This window comes from Ruegeria sp. HKCCA4812, from assembly GCF_013034245.1.
In the GTDB taxonomy this organism is placed as follows: Bacteria; Pseudomonadota; Alphaproteobacteria; order Rhodobacterales; family Rhodobacteraceae; genus Ruegeria.
The window spans coordinates 797,831-816,667 of sequence record NZ_WQFQ01000001.1 but is presented as its reverse complement, the minus strand read 5'-3'; the positions used below and the strand labels follow the sequence as shown (position 1 = coordinate 816,667).

The following is an 18,837-nucleotide window of genomic DNA, read 5'->3' as shown; positions in this document are numbered from 1 at the left end:
GAAATATGGCGATGGTGGCGCACCTGAGAGGATTCGAACCTCTGACCTCTGCCTTCGGAGGGCAGCGCTCTATCCAGCTGAGCTACAGGTGCCTTGGCCGTTAGCTAACCTTGTTCCAATCCGGGTGCAACTGAAAATCGTGATTGTTGCACCCTCTTTGAAACCAAAATCAGGCGAAAAGATCATGCGCCAATTCAAGCGCTTCGATCAGTGTGTCGACCTCATCCGTCGTGTTATAGAGACCAAAGCTGGCACGGCAGGTCGCCGTGACGCCCAGGTGATCCATAAGCGGACCCGCACAGTGATGCCCGGCGCGGACGGCAACCCCTTTTTTGTCCAGAATCGTGGAGACATCATGGGCATGGCCGGCCCCGTCCAGCGTAAAGCTGAAGATGGCTGCCTTGTCTGGCCGCGTGCCCTGAACCTGAAGCCAGTTGAGACCGTTCAGGCGCTGCATCGCATAGTCCCGCAGGCCGGATTCATGGGCGGCAATGTTGTCCATTCCCAAATCCATCATGTATTCCAGCGCAACGCCCAGGCCGATGGTCTGGACAATGCCGGGTGTTCCGGCCTCGAACTTCATTGGCGGGTCGTTGTAGATCACCTGATCCTTGCTGACCTCTTTGATCATGTCACCGCCACCGACAAAGGGGCGCATCTCGGCCATGCGTTCGGACTTGATGTAGATCGCACCCGACCCCGACGGACCATACAGCTTGTGGCCGGTGATGGCGTAAAAATCGCAACCGATGTCTTGCACGTTCACCGGCATATGCACCGCACCCTGACTGCCATCAACCAGCACCGGGACGCCCCTTGCATGTGCACCTTCGGTGATGGCTTTGACATCCACAACGGTGCCCAGAACATTGGAACATTGCGTCACGGCCACAAGTTTGGTTTTCGGGCCGATCGCATCGATCACCGCCTGCGGATCCAGCCCTCCGTCAGCGTCCACATCCACCCACTTCAGAACAACGCCCTGCCGTTCCCGCAGGAAATGCCAGGGCACGATGTTGGCGTGATGCTCCATGACGCTCAGGACGATCTCATCCCCGGCTTCCAGGCGCGGCATGGCCCAGCCATAGGCAACAAGATTGATCCCTTCGGTCGTTCCGGAATTCAGAACGATCTCATCCTCGTTCGATGCCCCCAGGAAACGGGCGATGGTCCCCCGAACAGCTTCGTATTTCTCGGTCGACAGATTGGACAGATAGTGCAATCCACGGTGAACATTCGAATACTCTTCGGAATAGGCACGGGTCACCGCATCGATGACGACCTGAGGCTTTTGAGCAGACGCACCGTTGTCCAGATAGGTCAACGGCTTGCCATTCACCTGACGTGACAGGATCGGAAAGTCAGAGCGAATTTTCTGCACATCATACATGATACGGTTTTCCTAGACAGGCGCGGCCGGTGTTAAATACAGGACGAAGGGAACCGCAATCAGGGCTGACAACAGAATTACGGCGAAAGACTTCCAAAGGGATCCGAATTGATGCGCTTCGTTCAGGAAATGAAGCGTGATGTAAAGGCTCAGGATCGCCGTCGCGAACAGCATCATCATCATCAGAAACGGCATCGTCAGGCTTAGAATAAGGGTCATGACCAGGGCGACGATTTGCAGGAACTGCAACCACACCGTCAGGACCATCAGATTGTCAAAGCTTGCTTTGCCGCCTATCGCTTTTCCAACGACGAAGAACGCGAGGATGCTCAGCAGCATCGCTCCGGCGGATCGCAGCAAAACAACTGGGACACTTTCGGGCGGTGGTGCGATTTGACCTTGCGGCACAGGCACCGACAAATCGATTCCCAACTGCACGAGACAGTTCAAAACCACTGCCAGCGCAAAGGCCAACCACAACCCTTCCCGCCCCGGTTTCAGGGACAACAGCTGGCGGGCGGCTTGGTCGGGGCTTCTGATCGTCAGAACCGCCAGAGCGCCGAGGGAATTGATAGTCATGCAGCGGACCTTTGTACTTGTCTCAGACCGGATAACCAGAACCAGACAAAAACAGCAACCCAGACGACACCCACAATTGTCAAAGCGGGCCCGGGCCCGATGAACCCGGCAACCAGACCATTCAACAAGACCAGGGGGGCGGATGCCAACAACGCCCAGAACAGGGCCAGTCGTGCGCCATAAGCAGTGCCCTGCCCGCCCGCCATCCGCGCTGCCCAATAGGAAATCAGCGCCAGCGTGTAGAAAAACAACGGCAGTATGAACACCGACCCCAGTAAAGCGCCGCCCAAAAGCATGTTCAGCTCGACGCCTTCAAGATGCGCTTTGCGGGCAAGGCTGGGCATTTGCGCGACAAAGGCCACAACGCAAAATGCCATGACAAACACCAGCGCCCTGTCTTCCCGCTGACCCATTTCAAGAAGCCGGCGCACCACGCGCCCCGGCCCCCGGTATGTGGCCAATATGTCAGACGAGACGGCCATCAGCTACGACGCGCCAGCCACCCTTCCAGACGGCTTACGATCTCTTCCGCCAAGGCGCTGTCTTCGATCTCATCCACCGCTTCGGCAAGAAAGGCCAAGGTCAGCATGTTGGTTGCGTCCTTGACCGGCACGCCACGGGACCGCAGATAGAACAGCGCGGTTTCGTCGATCGCACCCGAGGTCGAGCCGTGCGAACACGCCACGTCATCGGCATAGATCTCAAGCTCGGGCTTGGCGAGGAATTGGCTGTCATCATCCAGAAGCAGCGATTGGCTGATCTGGTAACCGTCGGTCTTCTGGGCGCCTTCCTTCACGAGGATCTTGCCCTGAAACACGCCCGTCGCCCCGTTGCGCAGAACTTTCTTGAACACCTGACGGCTTTCGCAGTTCACCGCATCATGGGTGATGAAAACCGTGTCGTCATGATGGAAGTCGCCATCGCCAACACAGGCTCCGGCCACATGGGCGACCGCGTCATCGCCTGTCAGCTCAACGACCTGCTCATTGCGGGTCAGCACTCCATTCACTGTCAAAGTGAAGGATTTATAGACAGACTCCGTACCCAGACGGGTGAACATATGGGTCGCGGCCCGGCGTTCATGGTCCCTGCCCTGCGCGCGCACATGGTGCAGCGTGCCCTTGTCGGCGATGTCGATCTCCATGCATTTGTTGAAGCGTGACGCAGCCGGGCCGGTTTCCAGTATGGTGGCCTCGGCCCCGCTTTCCACGCGAATGACGTGGTGCAGGATCGCATCCGAGGTCGGCGACGCATGACGATAGATCAGGTTGATCGATTTGGACGGTTTGCCGGTGACATGAATGGCCACACCATCCGACGCAAAGGCCGTATTTAGCGCCGCCAGCGGACGTTGGACCGGAGACTGACCGCGCGTCTCAAGCACGCCATACAGGTCTTTCGCCCAATGAATGTCCTTGCAGCAGATATCCTCGAGCCGGTCGATGGTCACGCCTTCCAGCGTCAGGTCGTCCGACTCTTCGGCGCTGAATTCACCGTCCACGAAGACGATGTTCAGCCGGTCGAGTCCGCTGAACATCAACGGCTCGTCATCGGCAAACACCGCAGCCGGAGGCGCGTCTGGCGAGACCAGAGTGTCCGGTTGAGTGTATTTCCAATATTCGTCACGCCGTCCGGGCAGACCAGTTTCCAGAACACGGGCCAGCGCGTCTTCGCGCGCGGCGCGGGTGCATCCCGCGTCGGGCATGGTCAAGGCAGACAGCCGGGCCTCGGTCGCGGATTGTTTGACTTCGGGCAAGGCCATCAGTTCACCTCGGCAAGAATGTCGGCATAACCGTTGTTTTCAACCTCAAGCGCCAGATCTGGGCCTCCGGTTTTGACAATGCGGCCATCGGCCATGATGTGCACGACGTCGGGTTTGATGTGATCCAGCAGGCGCTGGTAATGGGTGATGACCAGGAACCCGCGACCTTCATCGCGCAGCGCATTCACACCTTCGGCGACCAATTTCATCGCATCCACATCCAGACCCGAGTCGGTTTCGTCCATGATGCACATCTTGGGTTCCAGCATGGCCATTTGCAGGATTTCATTGCGCTTTTTCTCACCGCCCGAGAAGCCCACATTGACCGGACGCTTGAGCATATCCGCGTCGATCTTCAGCGTCTTGGCCTTGGCACGCACTTCCTTGAGGAAATCCGCGGCGGACAGCTCGTCCTCACCCCGCGCCTTGCGCTGTGCATTCACGGCGGTGCGCAGAAAGGTCATGTTGCCCACGCCCGGAATTTCGACCGGGTATTGGAAGGCCAGAAACACGCCGGCAGCGGCGCGCTCTTCCGGTTCCATCTCCAGCAGATCCTCGCCATCCAGCGTGGCGGAACCCTCGGTCACTTCGTACCCGTCGCGGCCCGACAGCACGTAGCTGAGTGTTGACTTGCCTGACCCGTTCGGCCCCATGATCGCGTGTACCTTGCCGGCTTCAACCGTCAGGTCCACACCCTTTAGGATCTGCTTGTCTTCTTCTTCAAGCTTTACGTGCAGATTCTTGATTTCCAGCATTTTTTATCCTTTTGCGTATCGCAGGGGGCACCGTGGCCCCGAAACCTTCTTATCCCAGCAACTTGCGGATCAGACGCGCGACGATCCAGCCCAGGATCGCCCCTCCGCCAACCGCCCAAACCGGGTTGATGAATTCCATGTGGTTGATGTTGACGTACGCCATACCCAGCAGACCGCCAAGAACCGGCAACGCGTAACCCAGCCAGGTCAGCACGTCTTCTTTCCGGATGCCGCTTCGTGACGCCCGCGTCATCAGCCAACCGACCCTTCCAGCGAGATTGCCACCAGTTGCTGCGCTTCCATGGCGAACTCCATCGGCAGTGCTTGCAGAACGTCCTTGCAGAACCCGTTGACCACCAAAGCCACGGCCTCTTCTTCATCCATGCCGCGCTGACGGCAATAGAACAGCTGATCGTCATCCACCTTGGATGTCGTCGCCTCATGCTCAACGCGGGACGAGTTGTTCTTGACCTCGATATATGGAACCGTATGCGCGCCGCATTTGTCGCCGATCAGCAAGCTGTCACACTGGGTGTAGTTGCGGCTGTCCTTGGCCTTCGGGTGCATCGAGACCAGACCGCGATAGGTGTTCTGCGCCTTGCCCGCACTGATGCCCTTGGACACGATGCGCGACTTTGTGTTCTTGCCCAGATGAACCATCTTGGTGCCGGTATCGGCCTGCTGATAGTTGTTGGCAATCGCGATCGAATAGAACTCACCCTGACTTTCGTTGCCGCGCAGGATGCAGGACGGGTATTTCCACGTCACGGCCGAGCCGGTTTCGACCTGCGTCCACATCACCTTGGACCGGTCGCCCCGGCAATCGGCGCGCTTGGTCACGAAGTTGTAGATCCCGCCCTTGCCGTTCTCATCCCCGGGGAACCAGTTCTGAACGGTCGAATATTTCACTTCGGCGTCTTCTTCGACAATGATCTCGACCACGGCCGCGTGCAGCTGCGCGGTGTCGCGCTGGGGCGCGGTGCAGCCTTCCAGATAGGACACGTACGAGCCTTTGTCAGCGATGATCAGAGTGCGCTCGAACTGGCCCGTGTTTTCGGCGTTGATTCGGAAATAGGTGCTCAGCTCCATCGGGCAGCGGACACCGGGCGGAATGTAGACGAAGGACCCATCCGAAAACACCGCCGAGTTCAATGTCGCGTAAAAGTTGTCCGACACCGGAACCACAGTGCCCAGATACTTTTTGACCAGCTCAGGGTGTTCCTTGATCGCTTCGGAAATCGAACAGAAAATCACACCGGCCTTTTTCAGCTCGGCCTGAAAAGTCGTGCCGACGGACACCGAGTCAAACACCGCGTCCACAGCAACCTTGCGACCCTCGGCCGGAGCATCCTCAGCACCTTCGACGCCGGCCAGAATCATCTGTTCTTTCAGAGGGATACCAAGCTTTTCGTAAGTGGCCAGCAGCTTGGGGTCGACATCGTCCAGCGATTTGGGTTTCTCTTCCATCGATTTCGGACGCGCATAGTAATACTGGTCCTGAAAATCGATCTCGGGATACGTGACCATGGCCCATTTCGGTTCTTCCATCTTGGTCCAGCGCTCAAACGCGGCCAGACGCCACTCGGTCATCCATTCCGGTTCTTCATTCTTTTCCGAGATCAGACGAACGATGTCCGGGTTCACACCTTTCGGCGCGTACTCCATTTCGATGTCCGTGTCCCAGCCGTATTTATAGGTTCCGACCTCACGCACCGCATCCACGGTTTCCTGATCGACACCCTCTTTCACCTGGGTCTGGTCCAAAGCGGCCATAACTTACCCTCCGTCAGATCACGCGGCGCGCGCGCGATGCTTTTTCTCTTTCTCAAGCCACGTTTCGGCGAAACGCAGCACATCTTCTTCCGTTGTCCGAGGTCCCAGCGATACGCGGATTGCGCTGCTGGCCGTTTCCTCGTCAAATCCCATGGCGGTAAGCACCGCGCTGGAACGAACCTTGCCGCTGGAACAGGCAGAGCCCGCACTGACCGCAAATCCCGACAGGTCCATTTGCATAACCTGGGTTTCGCCCTTCCACCCGGGCGCAGCAAAACACAGGGTGTTCGGCAGGCGTTGCCGCCCTTTCCCGACAAAAATAGGTGATTTTACAGCGGCCTCAAGAGCGTTTTCTAGAATATTTCTAAATTCTTCGATCTGCTCCCAAACGCCATTGGCCAGATCCCGCATCGCAGCCTCAGCTGCGGCGCCGAACCCCGCGATACCAATGACATTTTCGGTTCCTGACCTGCGGCCCATTTCCTGGCCGCCCCCCTTGATCTGCGCCGCCAGATCGGTTCCGCGCTGCATCACAACGGCGCCGACACCTTTTGGACCGCCCAGTTTATGCGCCGAGACCAAGGCCATTTGTGCATTCATCCAGTTGAACGCGACGGGCAGCTTGCCGAAAGCCTGTGTGGCGTCTGTCACGGCCAGGCCGGACGGCAGTGTTTGAACCATCCCCGTCTCTGAGTTTGCCAGTTGCAATGTCGACATTTCAGGCGCGGTTACCTGCACGTCTCCGGCCTCGGAAACCGTAAGATCCTCTTTGATCCAAGCTCTTACAGCGTCATGTTCAATCGCCGCGCCGTGCAATTGGCGCCCCGACAATGCCAACGCCGCACCTTCGGTTGACCCAGATGTAAAGACGATATCCGCCCCATCCGCCCCAAAGGCCGATGCAACCTGGGCCCGGGCGCGCTCGATCAGAGCTTTGGCGGCCCGACCTTCCGCATGAACCGACGAGGGATTGCCGCAGACATCCATCGCGGCAATCATCGCGTCCCTCGCTTCGGAGCGCAGCGGCGTTGTTGCATTGTGATCCAGATAAACACGTTTCATGGATACATCTTTTTGCCGACAGACTTCATTTCATATCCCGCCCGTTCAGATCATTCATCTACAACGGAAAACAGGCTCGGAACGGCCGGGCACGGGGCGAGGTCGTTCTTGATCACATCTGACAAACGGGTTTGATGCAGGAACACATAGACATGCGCGCTGAGACTTTCCCAAAGCCGATTGGTCAATGATTGAGCGCGGCTGCCGGACGAGGCCCCGGACGCTCCGGCCCCTTTTTGCAGCGCATCAACGGTTTCGTCCACGGCCGCCAGAATTTCGACGACACGAATTTCAGATGCCGGGCGTGCCAGTCGATACCCGCCGCCGGGCCCCCGCACGGAAGACACCATGTCCGCCCGGCGCAGTTTGACGAAGAGCTGCTCGAGATATGGTAACGAAATGTCCTGCCTTTCGGAGATTTCCCCAAGCGTCACCAGTCGTTCCGTCGGCTGGAGCGCAATATCCGCCAGGGCGACCATTGCGTAACGCCCTTTGGTCGACAGCTTCATTCCATGTCCCCTTTCAGCAGGATTTGCGCGAAATCATTGACGCCGACGTTGCCAGTGCGTATCTCCGACTGACAGCGCTGGTATGCGCCAAGCAACATAATTAGAACCGTTCTAAGGTGCCCGACGATTATCGTCAAGTATATCCGGGCATCGGTACGAAAAAGACAGGACCAAAGCACACATGCCCGAGGTGATTTTTCCCGGACCCGAAGGCCGCCTGGAAGGCCGCTACCACCCGCAAAAGGAAAAAGACGCACCGATCGCCATCGTGCTTCACCCGCACCCTCAGTTCGGCGGGACCATGAACAACAAGGTGGTCTACAATCTTCACTATGCCTTCTACAACATGGGGTTCACCGTGTTGCGCTTTAACTTCCGCGGCGTCGGTCGCAGCCAGGGCGAGTATGATCAGGGCGTGGGCGAGCTGAGCGATGCGGCGTCGGCGCTGGACTACCTGCAATCGATGAACAACAATTCGAAACACTGCTGGGTCGCAGGTTTTTCGTTCGGTGCGTGGATCGGTATGCAGCTGCTGATGCGCCGCCCTGAAATCACGGGGTTCATCAGTGTATCGCCCCCTGCAAACATGTATGACTTTTCGTTCCTTGCCCCCTGCCCGTCTTCCGGCCTGATCATCAACGGAACGGCTGACAGGGTGGCGCCACCGGCTGACACGACCTCGCTGGTGAACAAGCTGCACGAGCAGAAGGGAATCACCATCACGCACACCGAAGTGGAAGGTGCAGATCACTTTTTTCAGGATCGTCACATGGACACGCTGATCACCAATGTCAGCGACTATGTGAAACGCCGCCTGACCGAGAACACCCGCTGATGTCCGACACCATCACATCTCTTGCCGCCAAACTGGCCGAAGATACGATGAAGGTTATGGATGAGACGGGCGAAGACAGGTTCTTTGTCGAAGTTGGTGAAGTGCTCGGGGCCGCGTCTCAGTCTCTGGAAGAGGCGTTTCTGACGGAAATTCGTGTTCGGTTGGCTGAGCGGAAAGCCAGGCAGTTCGTGATCAAACGCTTGTCTGCGCATCGTGCAAAGCAGAAGGCGATCGAAAAGCAATGACCGACCGTATGTCGGCGCAAATCGCGTTTCTGAAACGGGCCGACGAACTGAAAATGGTCGAGCGGGCAAATGTCCTGCTTGACCGGTCCAGACCCGAAAATTCGGCAGAACACAGCTGGCATCTGGCCTTGTGGGCCCTTGTCATGGCCCCGTTGGCAGGGCCGGATGTCTCGATTGATCGGGTCATACGCATGCTGTTGCTGCATGACCTGGTTGAAATTGTTGTCGGCGACCATCCAATCCACCTTGAGACTGACTGGAACTTGGTTGCCAAAGCTGAGCAAGCTGCAGCCAAAGAACTGTTTGGGCTTTTGCCAAAGGATCAGGCCGATGCGTTTCACGCTGTCTGGCGTGAATTTGAAGAGGATCAGACCGCCGACGCCCGGTTTGCAAAGGTTCTGGATCGTTGTCAGCCACTGTTTCAGGTTCTTTGTGCCCCGAACCCAGATCCGGATCACGTGGACATAGCGCGTTCAAATCTCGAAGGCGGTCGCGCCGCCTATCTGGAACAGGTTTTTTCACTGGCCTACGAGCACGCCGCAAACCTGCTGGCTGGTGCAGATACGCAGGCCAACGCGTTTACGACACGGCTGGCGTTTCTGACCGAAGCTGATCAGCTGAAGTCTGTTCTCCGTGCCTCGCGGCTGATGGCGGGTGATCGTTTCGAAAACTCGGCAGAACACTCGTGGCACATCATGCTCTACGCCTGGGTCCTGGCTGAAAATGCGCCCACAGGGATCAGTGTTGATCGGGTCCTTCAAATGCTGTTGCTGCACGATATCGTTGAAATCGACGCTGGCGACAATCCGATCCACGGGCAGGTCGATCACGCAGCGCAAGCAGCCAAGGAACAAGCGGCGGCCAAGCGCTTGTTCGGGTTGCTGCCCGACACGCAATGCAACACCTTCACGACATTGTGGCATGAGTTTGAAGCGGCAGACAGCCCCGACGCCAGATTCGCCAAAGCCGTTGATCGTTTTCAGACACCTGTCACCAATCTGGAAACCGGTGGCGGATCGTGGGTCGATTACAAGGTAACATATGCCCAGCTTGAGGCACGCGTTCAGCCTGCGATTGCAGCAGGTTCTCCCGGGCTGTGGGATTGGCTGCAACCGCAACTGGCTGCACACTTCCAGAGCGTCGAGGCTGTACACCACTAAGCAGAAAAGAAAAAAGGAGCCCGACGGCTCCTTTTTCCCTGCTAAGCTCTACGTGGCGCTTAAAAAACACTACTACCATCAAACTGTTGAACCATGTTGGCTGCTTCAACTTCGACGGACCCCCCGTCAGCAAGCCACCCAATCGCCACTATCAGACCCGCAGCAAATATTACGGATTTCGAAAATGTCGTCATAACTCAAAACTCAATAACAAATCATAAAATACGTTGAGAAGACTACACCAATTCGATTCTCTGAATAGTCAGGTATACCTGACCTCAGATGGTATTCTCATATCCTCAGACCCAAAAAATCGCCTTGCCCACCCCTTCGGTTTCATGCTCAACGCGAGGGTATCTTTCCTGTTTCGAGGATCAAAATGCCCCAAGCGTATCTGTATCTGATGCTGGCTGTTGTTGCGGAAACCATTGGCACCACGGCCTTGCAGGCCAGTCAACAATTCACCCGGTTCTGGCCGTCCGTCCTTGTGGTCGTAGGGTACGGACTCGCATTTTACCTCATGGCGCTGACGCTGAAATACATGCCTGTCGGTATCGTTTATGCGATCTGGTCCGGTCTGGGCATCTTTCTGATCGCCGTGATCGGATTCATCGTGTTCGGCCAAAGGCTGGATTGGCCTGCGATCCTGGGGTTGACGTTGATCTTGTCCGGAATCCTGATCATTCACCTCTTTTCCAAGACTGCCGGTCACTGATCATCGGTTAGGGCTGGTATATTTTGTCGCGCCGCGCTATGCGCGCGGCAACTTCCCGTTCAAAGGCTGACCTCTCATGGACCTGCGCAACATCGCAATCATCGCTCACGTGGACCACGGCAAGACGACCCTGGTGGATGAGCTGCTCAAACAATCCGGCGCGTTCCGGGAAAACCAGGCCGTGGCGGAACGCGCCATGGACAGCAACGATCTGGAGCGCGAGCGTGGCATCACCATTCTGGCCAAGGCAACTTCGGTCGAATGGAAAGACACACGCATCAACATCGTCGACACCCCCGGCCACGCCGATTTCGGTGGTGAGGTCGAGCGTATCCTCAGCATGGTCGATGGCGTTGTCCTGCTGGTTGACGCCGCCGAAGGCCCGATGCCGCAGACCAAATTCGTGACGTCGAAGGCGTTGGCGCTGGGCCTGCGCCCGATCGTGGTTCTGAACAAGGTCGACAAACCGGATGCGGAACCTGACCGCGCACTTGACGAATGCTTTGACCTGTTCGCAAACCTCGGTGCCGATGATGATCAGTTGGACTTCCCGGCCATGTATGCCTCAGGCCGTTCCGGCTGGGCGGATATGGAGCTGGACGGCCCGCGCAAGGACCTGAGCGCACTGTTTGATCTGATCGTCGATCACGTTCCTGCCCCGAAACAGATCGCGCATAAGGGCGAGCCGTTCCGGATGCTGGCCACCACTTTGGGCAGCGATCCATTCATCGGCCGCATTCTGACGGGTCGTGTGGAAAGCGGCACATTGAAAGCTGGCGACAGCCTGAAAGCCCTGAGCCGTGACGGATCGTTGATCGAAAACTTTCGCGCCTCAAAAATATTGGCATTCCGCGGGCTGGCTCAGCAACCTATCGATGTGGCCGAAGCCGGTGACATCGTCACCATCGCCGGCATGAGCAAAGCCACCGTGGCAGATTCTCTGGTTGCTCCGCAGGTCGAAGAAGCCCTGCCTGCACAGCCCATCGACCCGCCGACGATCACCGTAACTTTTGGTATCAACGATTCTCCGTTGGCCGGTCGTGACGGCAAGAAGGTTCAGTCGCGCGTCATCCGTGATCGCCTGATGAAAGAAGCCGAATCCAATGTCGCGATTCGCGTCACTGACACTCCCGGTGGCGAGGCTTTCGAGGTTGCGGGCCGCGGCGAATTGCAGATGGGTGTTCTGATCGAGAACATGCGCCGTGAAGGGTTCGAACTCAGCATCTCGCGCCCTCAGGTTCTGTTCCGTGAAGAAAACGGCCAGCGGCTGGAACCGATCGAGGAAGTCACCATTGACGTGGACGATGAATACTCGGGCGCCGTGATCGAAAAGATCACCGGGGCCCGCAAAGGTGAGTTGGTCGAGATGCGCCCGGCAGGTGCAGGCAAGACCCGCATCATCGCGCACGTACCGTCCCGTGGCCTGATTGGCTATCACGGCGAATTCCTGACTGACACCCGCGGCACAGGCGTTCTGAACCGCGTGTTCCATGGCTGGGCGCCGCACAAAGGCCCGATCCCGGGCCGCCGGGCGGGTGTTCTGATCTCGATGGAAAATGGCCAAGCCGTGGCCTATGCCCTGTGGAACCTAGAGGAGCGTGGCCGGATGTTTGTCGGTCCTCAAACGGATGTCTATCAAGGCATGGTGATTGGCGAGCATTCTCGTGACAATGATCTGGAAGTGAACCCGCTGAAAGGCAAGAAGCTGACAAACGTACGCGCCAGTGGCTCGGACGATGCGGTTCGTCTAACGCCGCATATTCAGTTCTCGTTGGAAGAGGCAATTGCCTATATTGACGACGATGAACTGGTCGAAGTCACCCCGAATGCGGTGCGCTTGCGCAAGCGTTATCTTGACCCGCACGAGCGCAAGCGGATGGCCAAGTCGGCCTGATTTACCCGGCAGACCGCTGCCGCAATCGGAAACAATTGCCCAAGTGTGGCAATTTTGCGTCCAAACGGACAAAAGATGAAAAACAGACAACCGGGCACTAAGCCCGGTTTTCAATTGAAAAGAGAAGCTTTTCTTCTTTAGGTTGCATTAATTCTCTATCACTCCCCCAATCCACATATTGTGATTGAGACCCGTTTAAGGTGAAAATGTGCCAGTTGTGTGACGTCGTTCATAAACACACTCGCTTCGGTGGTTCATATGAACACGTAGTAAAGTATCGAGTTTCGAGGAGTTCCACATGAGTATCCGGTCCCGCAATATCCCGCTGTATTTTGTCGCTACGACATTTTTGTTTTCGCCTACGGGTGAAGCTTTCGCAGCCGGAACATGCACCGTTCAAACAGCCAGACAATCCGCAGCATCCGCACAGGTGTTATGTGAGTGCGACGCTGTGACATCGGGTATGATCCGATACATTCAACGCCGGCACGATTTCGATCAAATTCTGGCGCGTGTCGGAGCTGAATGTACACCACTTGCAGACTTGCTTTCTGATTTTCCCACGGCCTCGATCGGCGCAAGTGATCAGCGATCCGGAGATGGTCCGTCCGATGAGACAGTCGACAGCAGCCCGGATTTCGGAGGAGGCGGCGGTTCAAGCGGTGGATCTGGCGACACAAGCGGTGAAAACGGCGGCACCGGCGGCGGTGGCACTGGCCGAGGGGGCGAAGGCAGCGGCTCTGGCGGCGGCGGCGAAAACGAAGGCGGCGGCGAAAACGAAGGCGGCGGCGAAAACGAAGGCGGCGGCGAAAACGAAGGCGGCGGCGAAAACGAAGGTGGCGGCGAAACGTTCTAATTGGGAAGCAATATTACCGGTGCAAGATACGATTGCACCGGTATTCAGTTTGTCAAAAAGACTTTCAGGTTTCCTCAGCTATGGCCGTACACACCAACCCAACGTCCGGGCCGGTTCGGGTCTTGCATACGAAGAAACAGATACCGCGTCGCTGTCCAGGGTTTGATACGGTTTGTGAGGTTGTCCAAAACCAAATCACCGTTTGAAGAGCGGTACACCAGCACCGCATGAGGCACCCGACGCGTGTCCAGAACCGTAGCGATTAACAGTTTACTTGGATCGACGCCGGCATGGATCAAATCCCTTTTCTTCAACAGCGCGAAGTCTTCGCAATCGCCACCCCTGGCTGTCGGAAGCGCCCAACGCTCAGTCATCTTGTACTGAGATTGATCGGTGACTTCTCGCGTCGATCTGTTCACGCGCCGATTTACCTGTTCGACAACCTTCAGTTCTTGCTGGCTGGACATGGATACGGATCGTTTTCCTGCGCAGGCCCATTTGTACTGAGCACACAGGTTGATGGCTCCTGACGGAGGCGGCGAGGACGCGACACTTGGGATAAACCCGTTCCCGGACGCATGTGCGACAGGGGCCATGGCGATGGTGCAAACGGCCAAACAACTGATGCTGAAAGCCCGCACTGAAACCGGCAGAAGTCTTGCACCAAACCGCTTGGCCAGATTTGTGAAGTGTTTCATGCCTGTACCCCAATCCGATGTTCTTCGTACGATTGCACGTCAAACAGGGTCGCATTCCGATTCGTGAAACTATCCGCGAACAACCCTTCCCAAGCAATCACCTAAAAAGTTGAAGGGGAAAAAGGGCGGAAATTCGTCCGTCAATCTGACCATTTTGCGCAAGAATTTAGGTGACGCAGCCACAATTCGGGCGCCGATCGCGCAAGTCCGCGACAGCGTGGCCTGACAAGTGATTGAAATAATGCAAAAATAAACCCAGCCCCCTGTTGACGGGCTGAGTTCCCTTGGCCGTGTGGTGGTATAAGCCAATGATTGCCTATTGGCTGCCCGTTTACCTGGCAAACCGCGCTACACTTCGTGAACGCAGACGTTCACTCCGTGATTTCAACCACAACCAATTCACGTTCACTGGCGTCGCGCGCATGACTCAATGCTTCTTGATAGTCATCCGAGTTGTAGCATTCGACAGCCGCTTCAAGCGACGGGAAACGGGCAACAACGTTGCGTGGCCGTTCCTTGCCTTCCAACTGAACGTAACGCGCCGCACGGGCGATGAAAGTGCCCCCGTGCTTGGCAATGGCTGGCCCGGCCAATTCGGCATATTTTCCATAAGCCTCAGCATCGGTCACCGTCACATGTGCAATCCAAAGTGCAGCCAACTTACCCTCCCAAAACCTGTTCTGCGGCCTTGATCGCCGAATCCGCGTTCGACGCATCCCGACCACCGCCCTGGGCCATGTCCGGGCGACCGCCGCCGCCCTTGCCGCCCAATTCCACCACGGCGGCCTTGACCAGATCGACTGCCGAAACGGTTCCTGTCAGGTCTTCGGTGACGCCAGCCGCAACAGCGGCCTTGCCGCCTGTATCCGCGATGAGCAGAACAGCCCCCGACCCAAGACGCGCCTTGTGTTCGTCGATCAATGCCGGAAGATCCTTGCCGGACACCCCGCTGAGGGCCTGCGCTATGAACTTAACGCCGTTCACATCACGCGCTTCGGCACCGCCGCCCTGCCCGCTCCCGCCGGCCATCGCCAGATCTCGACGCAGTTGCGCCACTTCGTTTTGCAATGACTTGCGTTCCTCCAGCAGGCTTTTCACGCGGGCCACCACATCATCCGGCTGCGCCTTCAATTCCGACGCCACCTGCGCAAGACGATGATCTTGTGCCGAAAGGTAACGGAAAGCTTCATCCCCGGTCAGTGCCTCGATGCGGCGCACGCCGGCACTGCTTGCGCTGTCGCCCAGGATGACAAAGGTGCCGATGTCACCCGTCTGGCGCACATGGGTGCCGCCGCACAGTTCGATAGACCAGGTTTCGCCATCATGGCCCTTGCCCGTAGGTGCCTTGCCCATCGAAACAACACGCACCTCGTCACCGTATTTCTCGCCGAACAGTGCCTGCGCGCCCAGTTTGCGCGCGTCATCCGGTGTCATGACCCGTGTCTCGACAGCCGAGTTCTGGCGGATGAAACCGTTCACCTCACGTTCGATCTTCTGGATTTCCTCCAGGCTCAGCGCTTTGGAATGGCTGAAGTCGAACCGCAGACGATCCGCCGCATTCAGCGAGCCGCGCTGCGCCACATGGTCGCCCAGCTTTTCCCGCAGCGCTTCATGCAGCAAGTGGGTGGCCGAGTGGTTGGCCCGGATTGCCGTGCGGCGCGCATGATCGACTTCCAGCTCGACAGAATCGCCTTTTGACACGGCACCGCTGACGACCGTCACCTTATGTGCATAGACCTTCCCATCCGCGAATTTTCTGGTGTCCTCCACCCGGCTGAGGTGATCGCGATCTTCAAGACGCCGCAACTCGCCAGTATCGCCCACCTGGCCACCAGCTTCGCCATAGAACGGCGTCTGGTTCGCCACGACCCAGCCGCTGTTGCCCGCTTCGATCTTGTCAACCAAGGCACCGTCGACAACCAGTGCCACAACCTGAGCTTCGGCTTTCTCGGTGTCATAGCCAAGGAAGTCGGTCGCCCCGGCGCTGTCCAGAACATCGAACCATACCGCCTGATCCGCGGCTTCACCTGACCCGGCCCAGGCAGCCCGCGCCTTGGCCTTTTGTTCGGCCATCGCTGTTTCAAAGCCTTTGGTGTCAACTGTCCGGCCTTTTTCACGCAGCGCATCCTGTGTCAGGTCCAGTGGGAAACCGTAGGTGTCATACAGTTTGAATGCCGCTTCACCGGACAAAGGCGCACCCTCGGAAAGGCTGGACACCTCATCGTCCAGCAGCCTCAACCCCCGGTCCAGCGTCTGCTTGAAACGCGTTTCTTCAAGCAACAAGGTCTCTTCGATCAATGGCTGTGCCTGGGTCAACTCGGCATAGTGACCGCCCATCTGTTGTACCAATGCCGGGACAAGCCGGTGCATGACCGGATCCTTGGCACCCAACAGATGCGCATGACGCATGGCACGACGCATGATGCGGCGGAGAACATAGCCGCGGCCATCATTGCTGGGCATCACGCCATCAGCAATCAGGAACGAAGTCGAACGCAGGTGGTCCGCGATCACGCGGTGGTGCACGTTCTGATCCCCGTAAGGATCCACGCCAGTTGCATCGGCCGATGCCTCGATCAGTGCCTTGAACAGATCGGTGTCATAATTGTCATGGCTGCCCTGCAACAATGCACCGATCCGCTCGAGCCCCATGCCCGTATCAATCGACTGCATGTCAAGCTCGACCATCGAGCCGTCTTCGAACTGCTCGTTTTGCATGAAGACGACGTTCCAGATTTCAATGAACCGATCGCCGTCCTCTTCGGCAGAGCCCGGAGGACCACCCCAGATGTGGTCTCCGTGGTCGTAGAAGATCTCGGTACACGGGCCGCAGGGGCCGGTCGGGCCCATCTGCCAGAAATTGTCGCTGGTGGCGATGCGGATGATCCGGTCTTCGGGAACACCGACCTTTTTCCAGATTTCAAACGCCTCGTCATCGGTATGATAGACCGTTGTCAGCAGGCGGTTCTTATCGATCCCAAATTCTTTGGTGATCAATTCCCACGCGAATGGGATCGCTTCGTGTTTGAAGTAATCACCAAACGAGAAGTTCCCCAACATCTCGAAGAATGTATGGTGGCGCGCCGTGTAACCCACATTGTCGAGATCGTTGTGCTTGCCGCCGGCACGCACACATTTCTGCGCCGTGGTGGCGCGCTTGTAGTCACGTGTTTCCAATCCGGTGAACAGGTTCTTGAACTGCACCATGCCCGAATTGACGAACATCAGCGTCGGGTCGTTGCGCGGCACCAGCGGGCTGGACGCCACGACCTCATGCCCCTGTTTTTCAAAGTAGTTCAGAAAGGTCGATCGGATGTCGTTCAGGGTTGGCATAGGGCTCTCTCGGCGCACAAAAAACTTGGTCCCCGCAGGTTTATCCCCCTGTCAAACGAGTGTCCACAGCTGAGGCGTGTCCGAACGAAACAAGGCGGCCCGGGGACCGCCTTGTTCATGTATTTTCAACACAGCGCCTCGGGTCGGGAACGTACCGCACCCCGTCAGCGATCGTCAGGCTTCAAGGATGTCATCATCCTCGGCTGCGCCCGGAGGCATGTCGAAATCCAGCCCGTGAGCCGCCCGAATCTTGTCTTCGATCTCAAAGGCAATGCGGCTGTTGTCGCGCAGATATTGTTTGGCATTCTCACGCCCCTGCCCGATCCGTTCGTCGCCATAGCTGAACCATGACCCTGACTTTTCGACCACACCGGCTTTGACACCCAGATCCAGCAGTTCGCCCATCTTGCTGATGCCTTCGCCGTACATGATGTCGAATTCCACCTGCTTGAAGGGAGGTGCAACCTTGTTTTTGACGACCTTGACGCGCGTCTGGTTGCCGACAACTTCGTCCCGGTCCTTGATCGCGCCGATGCGCCGGATATCCAGACGGACCGAGCTGTAGAATTTCAGTGCATTACCGCCGGTGGTGGTTTCGGGGCTGCCGAACATCACGCCGATTTTCATCCTGATCTGGTTGATGAAGATCACCATGCAGTTCGAGCGGCTGATCGAGCCCGTCAGTTTCCGCATCGCCTGGCTCATCAGACGGGCCTGAACGCCGACATTGCTATCACCCATGTCGCCTTCCAGTTCGGATTTCGGCGTCAGCGCCGCAACCGAATCGACCACGACCATGTTGACCGCGCCCGAGCGCACCAGCGTATCGGTGATCTCCAGCGCCTGCTCTCCGGTATCGGGCTGCGAGATCAGAAGCTCATCCAGATCAACGCCCAGCTTTCGCGCATATTGCGGGTCCAGCGCGTGCTCGGCGTCAACAAAGGCGCAGACGCCGCCGCGTTTCTGCTGTTCTGCAATGCAATGCAGCGTCAGCGTCGTCTTCCCCGAGCTTTCGGGGCCGTAAATCTCAACAATGCGCCCCATGGGCAGACCGCCGATTCCCAACGCAATATCCAGCCCGAGCGAGCCTGTCGAACTTGCGTCGATGTCCTGTTTGGCGCCTTCGCCAAGCTTCATGATGGAGCCTTTGCCGAACTGCCGTTCGATCTGGGCCAGCGCGCTGTCGAGCGCCTTTTGCTTGTCTGCGTTTTTCTTGTCGCTCATTGTCAGAAGATCCGCCATTGTCCTGTCGCCTTCCCTTTTGTCACACC

Annotated in this window: 19 protein-coding genes and 1 tRNA gene; 6 read left to right on the top strand and 14 right to left on the bottom strand. The window is 57.5% G+C overall.

What is annotated here, in order from left to right:
* Positions 1 to 15: 15 nt before the first annotated feature.
* The 10 genes from GOW04_RS04080 to GOW04_RS04035 all read right to left on the bottom strand — a co-directional run bounded on the left by GOW04_RS04080 (position 16) and on the right by GOW04_RS04035 (position 7,830).
* Positions 16 to 92, bottom strand: a tRNA-Arg gene (locus GOW04_RS04080).
* A 77-nt stretch (positions 93 to 169) separates the two neighbouring features.
* Positions 170 to 1,390, bottom strand: a complete 1,221-nt coding sequence (locus GOW04_RS04075) for a cysteine desulfurase (protein ID WP_171231621.1) — start codon at positions 1,388 to 1,390, stop codon at positions 170 to 172.
* Between the two features lie 12 nt (positions 1,391 to 1,402).
* Positions 1,403 to 1,969, bottom strand: a complete 567-nt coding sequence (locus tag GOW04_RS04070) for a YIP1 family protein (protein WP_171231620.1) — start codon at positions 1,967 to 1,969, stop codon at positions 1,403 to 1,405.
* Positions 1,966 to 2,451: a YIP1 family protein gene (locus tag GOW04_RS04065; RefSeq protein ID WP_171231619.1), complete on the bottom strand. Its 486-nt coding sequence runs from the start codon at positions 2,449 to 2,451 to the stop codon at positions 1,966 to 1,968. Before GOW04_RS04065 ends, GOW04_RS04070 begins: the two co-directional genes overlap by 4 nt.
* A complete protein-coding gene (locus GOW04_RS04060; protein WP_171231618.1) occupies positions 2,451 to 3,731 on the bottom strand; it encodes a SufD family Fe-S cluster assembly protein in 1,281 nt (426 codons plus the stop codon). Before GOW04_RS04060 ends, GOW04_RS04065 begins: the two co-directional genes overlap by 1 nt.
* Complete coding sequence (gene sufC / locus GOW04_RS04055) at positions 3,731 to 4,486, bottom strand: Fe-S cluster assembly ATPase SufC (protein WP_152458012.1); 756 nt, start codon at positions 4,484 to 4,486, stop codon at positions 3,731 to 3,733. Before sufC ends, GOW04_RS04060 begins: the two co-directional genes overlap by 1 nt.
* Before the next feature lie 49 nt (positions 4,487 to 4,535).
* On the bottom strand, positions 4,536 to 4,739 hold the full coding sequence (locus GOW04_RS04050) for a hypothetical protein (RefSeq protein ID WP_152458013.1): 204 nt from the start codon (positions 4,737 to 4,739) through the stop codon (positions 4,536 to 4,538).
* On the bottom strand, positions 4,739 to 6,259 hold the full coding sequence (gene sufB, locus GOW04_RS04045; protein ID WP_152458014.1) for a Fe-S cluster assembly protein SufB: 1,521 nt from the start codon (positions 6,257 to 6,259) through the stop codon (positions 4,739 to 4,741). The genes GOW04_RS04050 and sufB overlap by 1 nt, the downstream gene beginning before the upstream one ends.
* 18 nt (positions 6,260 to 6,277) lie before the next feature.
* A complete protein-coding gene (locus GOW04_RS04040) occupies positions 6,278 to 7,321 on the bottom strand; it encodes a cysteine desulfurase family protein (RefSeq protein ID WP_171231617.1) in 1,044 nt (347 codons plus the stop codon).
* 50 nt (positions 7,322 to 7,371) lie between these two features.
* Positions 7,372 to 7,830: an Rrf2 family transcriptional regulator gene (locus tag GOW04_RS04035; RefSeq protein WP_171115867.1), complete on the bottom strand. Its 459-nt coding sequence runs from the start codon at positions 7,828 to 7,830 to the stop codon at positions 7,372 to 7,374.
* A 181-nt stretch (positions 7,831 to 8,011) separates the two neighbouring features.
* On the opposite strand from GOW04_RS04035, the gene GOW04_RS04030 reads away from it, so the two are divergent.
* From GOW04_RS04030 to GOW04_RS04005, 6 genes are all read left to right on the top strand, one after another.
* Positions 8,012 to 8,665 (top strand): alpha/beta hydrolase, encoded by a 654-nt coding sequence (locus GOW04_RS04030; protein WP_152458017.1) that lies wholly within the window; start codon positions 8,012 to 8,014, stop codon positions 8,663 to 8,665.
* Complete coding sequence (locus GOW04_RS04025) at positions 8,665 to 8,910, top strand: hypothetical protein (protein ID WP_152458018.1); 246 nt, start codon at positions 8,665 to 8,667, stop codon at positions 8,908 to 8,910. Before GOW04_RS04030 ends, GOW04_RS04025 begins: the two co-directional genes overlap by 1 nt.
* Positions 8,907 to 10,070 carry an HD family hydrolase gene (locus GOW04_RS04020; RefSeq protein ID WP_171231616.1) on the top strand — a complete coding sequence of 388 codons (1,164 nt, stop codon included), beginning with the start codon at positions 8,907 to 8,909 and terminating at the stop codon, positions 10,068 to 10,070. The genes GOW04_RS04025 and GOW04_RS04020 overlap by 4 nt, the downstream gene beginning before the upstream one ends.
* Positions 10,071 to 10,449: 379 nt before the next feature.
* On the top strand, positions 10,450 to 10,785 hold the full coding sequence (locus GOW04_RS04015; protein ID WP_152458020.1) for a multidrug efflux SMR transporter: 336 nt from the start codon (positions 10,450 to 10,452) through the stop codon (positions 10,783 to 10,785).
* A gap of 76 nt (positions 10,786 to 10,861) precedes the next feature.
* Entirely contained in the window at positions 10,862 to 12,679 is a 1,818-nt protein-coding gene (typA, locus tag GOW04_RS04010; RefSeq protein WP_152458021.1) for a translational GTPase TypA, read from the top strand.
* Positions 12,680 to 12,977: 298 nt separating this feature from the next.
* On the top strand, positions 12,978 to 13,535 hold the full coding sequence (locus GOW04_RS04005) for a hypothetical protein (protein ID WP_171231615.1): 558 nt from the start codon (positions 12,978 to 12,980) through the stop codon (positions 13,533 to 13,535).
* A gap of 74 nt (positions 13,536 to 13,609) precedes the next feature.
* Here GOW04_RS04005 and GOW04_RS04000 read toward each other — a convergent pair whose 3' ends face one another.
* The 4 genes from GOW04_RS04000 to recA form a co-directional block, all read right to left on the bottom strand.
* A complete protein-coding gene (locus GOW04_RS04000) occupies positions 13,610 to 14,233 on the bottom strand; it encodes a transglutaminase-like cysteine peptidase (RefSeq protein WP_254430056.1) in 624 nt (207 codons plus the stop codon).
* Between the two features lie 371 nt (positions 14,234 to 14,604).
* Positions 14,605 to 14,892, bottom strand: coding sequence for a DUF1330 domain-containing protein (locus GOW04_RS03995; protein WP_152458023.1), 288 nt, complete (start codon positions 14,890 to 14,892; stop codon positions 14,605 to 14,607).
* Between the two features lies 1 nt (position 14,893).
* A complete protein-coding gene (gene alaS, locus GOW04_RS03990; RefSeq protein WP_171231614.1) occupies positions 14,894 to 17,566 on the bottom strand; it encodes an alanine--tRNA ligase in 2,673 nt (890 codons plus the stop codon).
* 174 nt (positions 17,567 to 17,740) lie between these two features.
* Positions 17,741 to 18,808, bottom strand: coding sequence for a recombinase RecA (gene recA / locus GOW04_RS03985; RefSeq protein ID WP_152458025.1), 1,068 nt, complete (start codon positions 18,806 to 18,808; stop codon positions 17,741 to 17,743).
* Between the last annotated feature and the right edge of the window lie 29 nt (positions 18,809 to 18,837).

Coding starts and splice junctions, on each gene's coding strand:
- GOW04_RS04000 (WP_254430056.1), bottom strand. CDS start 14,233: ATGAAACACTTCACAAATCTGGCCAAGCGGTTTGGTGCAAGACTTCTG.
- GOW04_RS04070 (WP_171231620.1), bottom strand. CDS start 1,969: ATGACTATCAATTCCCTCGGCGCTCTGGCGGTTCTGACGATCAGAAGC.
- GOW04_RS04040 (WP_171231617.1), bottom strand. CDS start 7,321: ATGAAACGTGTTTATCTGGATCACAATGCAACAACGCCGCTGCGCTCC.
- GOW04_RS04035 (WP_171115867.1), bottom strand. CDS start 7,830: ATGAAGCTGTCGACCAAAGGGCGTTACGCAATGGTCGCCCTGGCGGAT.
- GOW04_RS04015 (WP_152458020.1), top strand. CDS start 10,450: ATGCCCCAAGCGTATCTGTATCTGATGCTGGCTGTTGTTGCGGAAACC.
- GOW04_RS04075 (WP_171231621.1), bottom strand. CDS start 1,390: ATGTATGATGTGCAGAAAATTCGCTCTGACTTTCCGATCCTGTCACGT.
- GOW04_RS04025 (WP_152458018.1), top strand. CDS start 8,665: ATGTCCGACACCATCACATCTCTTGCCGCCAAACTGGCCGAAGATACG.
- GOW04_RS04060 (WP_171231618.1), bottom strand. CDS start 3,731: ATGGCCTTGCCCGAAGTCAAACAATCCGCGACCGAGGCCCGGCTGTCT.
- GOW04_RS04030 (WP_152458017.1), top strand. CDS start 8,012: ATGCCCGAGGTGATTTTTCCCGGACCCGAAGGCCGCCTGGAAGGCCGC.
- alaS (WP_171231614.1), bottom strand. CDS start 17,566: ATGCCAACCCTGAACGACATCCGATCGACCTTTCTGAACTACTTTGAA.
- GOW04_RS04020 (WP_171231616.1), top strand. CDS start 8,907: ATGACCGACCGTATGTCGGCGCAAATCGCGTTTCTGAAACGGGCCGAC.
- GOW04_RS04005 (WP_171231615.1), top strand. CDS start 12,978: ATGAGTATCCGGTCCCGCAATATCCCGCTGTATTTTGTCGCTACGACA.
- GOW04_RS04065 (WP_171231619.1), bottom strand. CDS start 2,451: ATGGCCGTCTCGTCTGACATATTGGCCACATACCGGGGGCCGGGGCGC.
- GOW04_RS04050 (WP_152458013.1), bottom strand. CDS start 4,739: ATGACGCGGGCGTCACGAAGCGGCATCCGGAAAGAAGACGTGCTGACC.
- sufB (WP_152458014.1), bottom strand. CDS start 6,259: ATGGCCGCTTTGGACCAGACCCAGGTGAAAGAGGGTGTCGATCAGGAA.
- recA (WP_152458025.1), bottom strand. CDS start 18,808: ATGGCGGATCTTCTGACAATGAGCGACAAGAAAAACGCAGACAAGCAA.
- typA (WP_152458021.1), top strand. CDS start 10,862: ATGGACCTGCGCAACATCGCAATCATCGCTCACGTGGACCACGGCAAG.
- sufC (WP_152458012.1), bottom strand. CDS start 4,486: ATGCTGGAAATCAAGAATCTGCACGTAAAGCTTGAAGAAGAAGACAAG.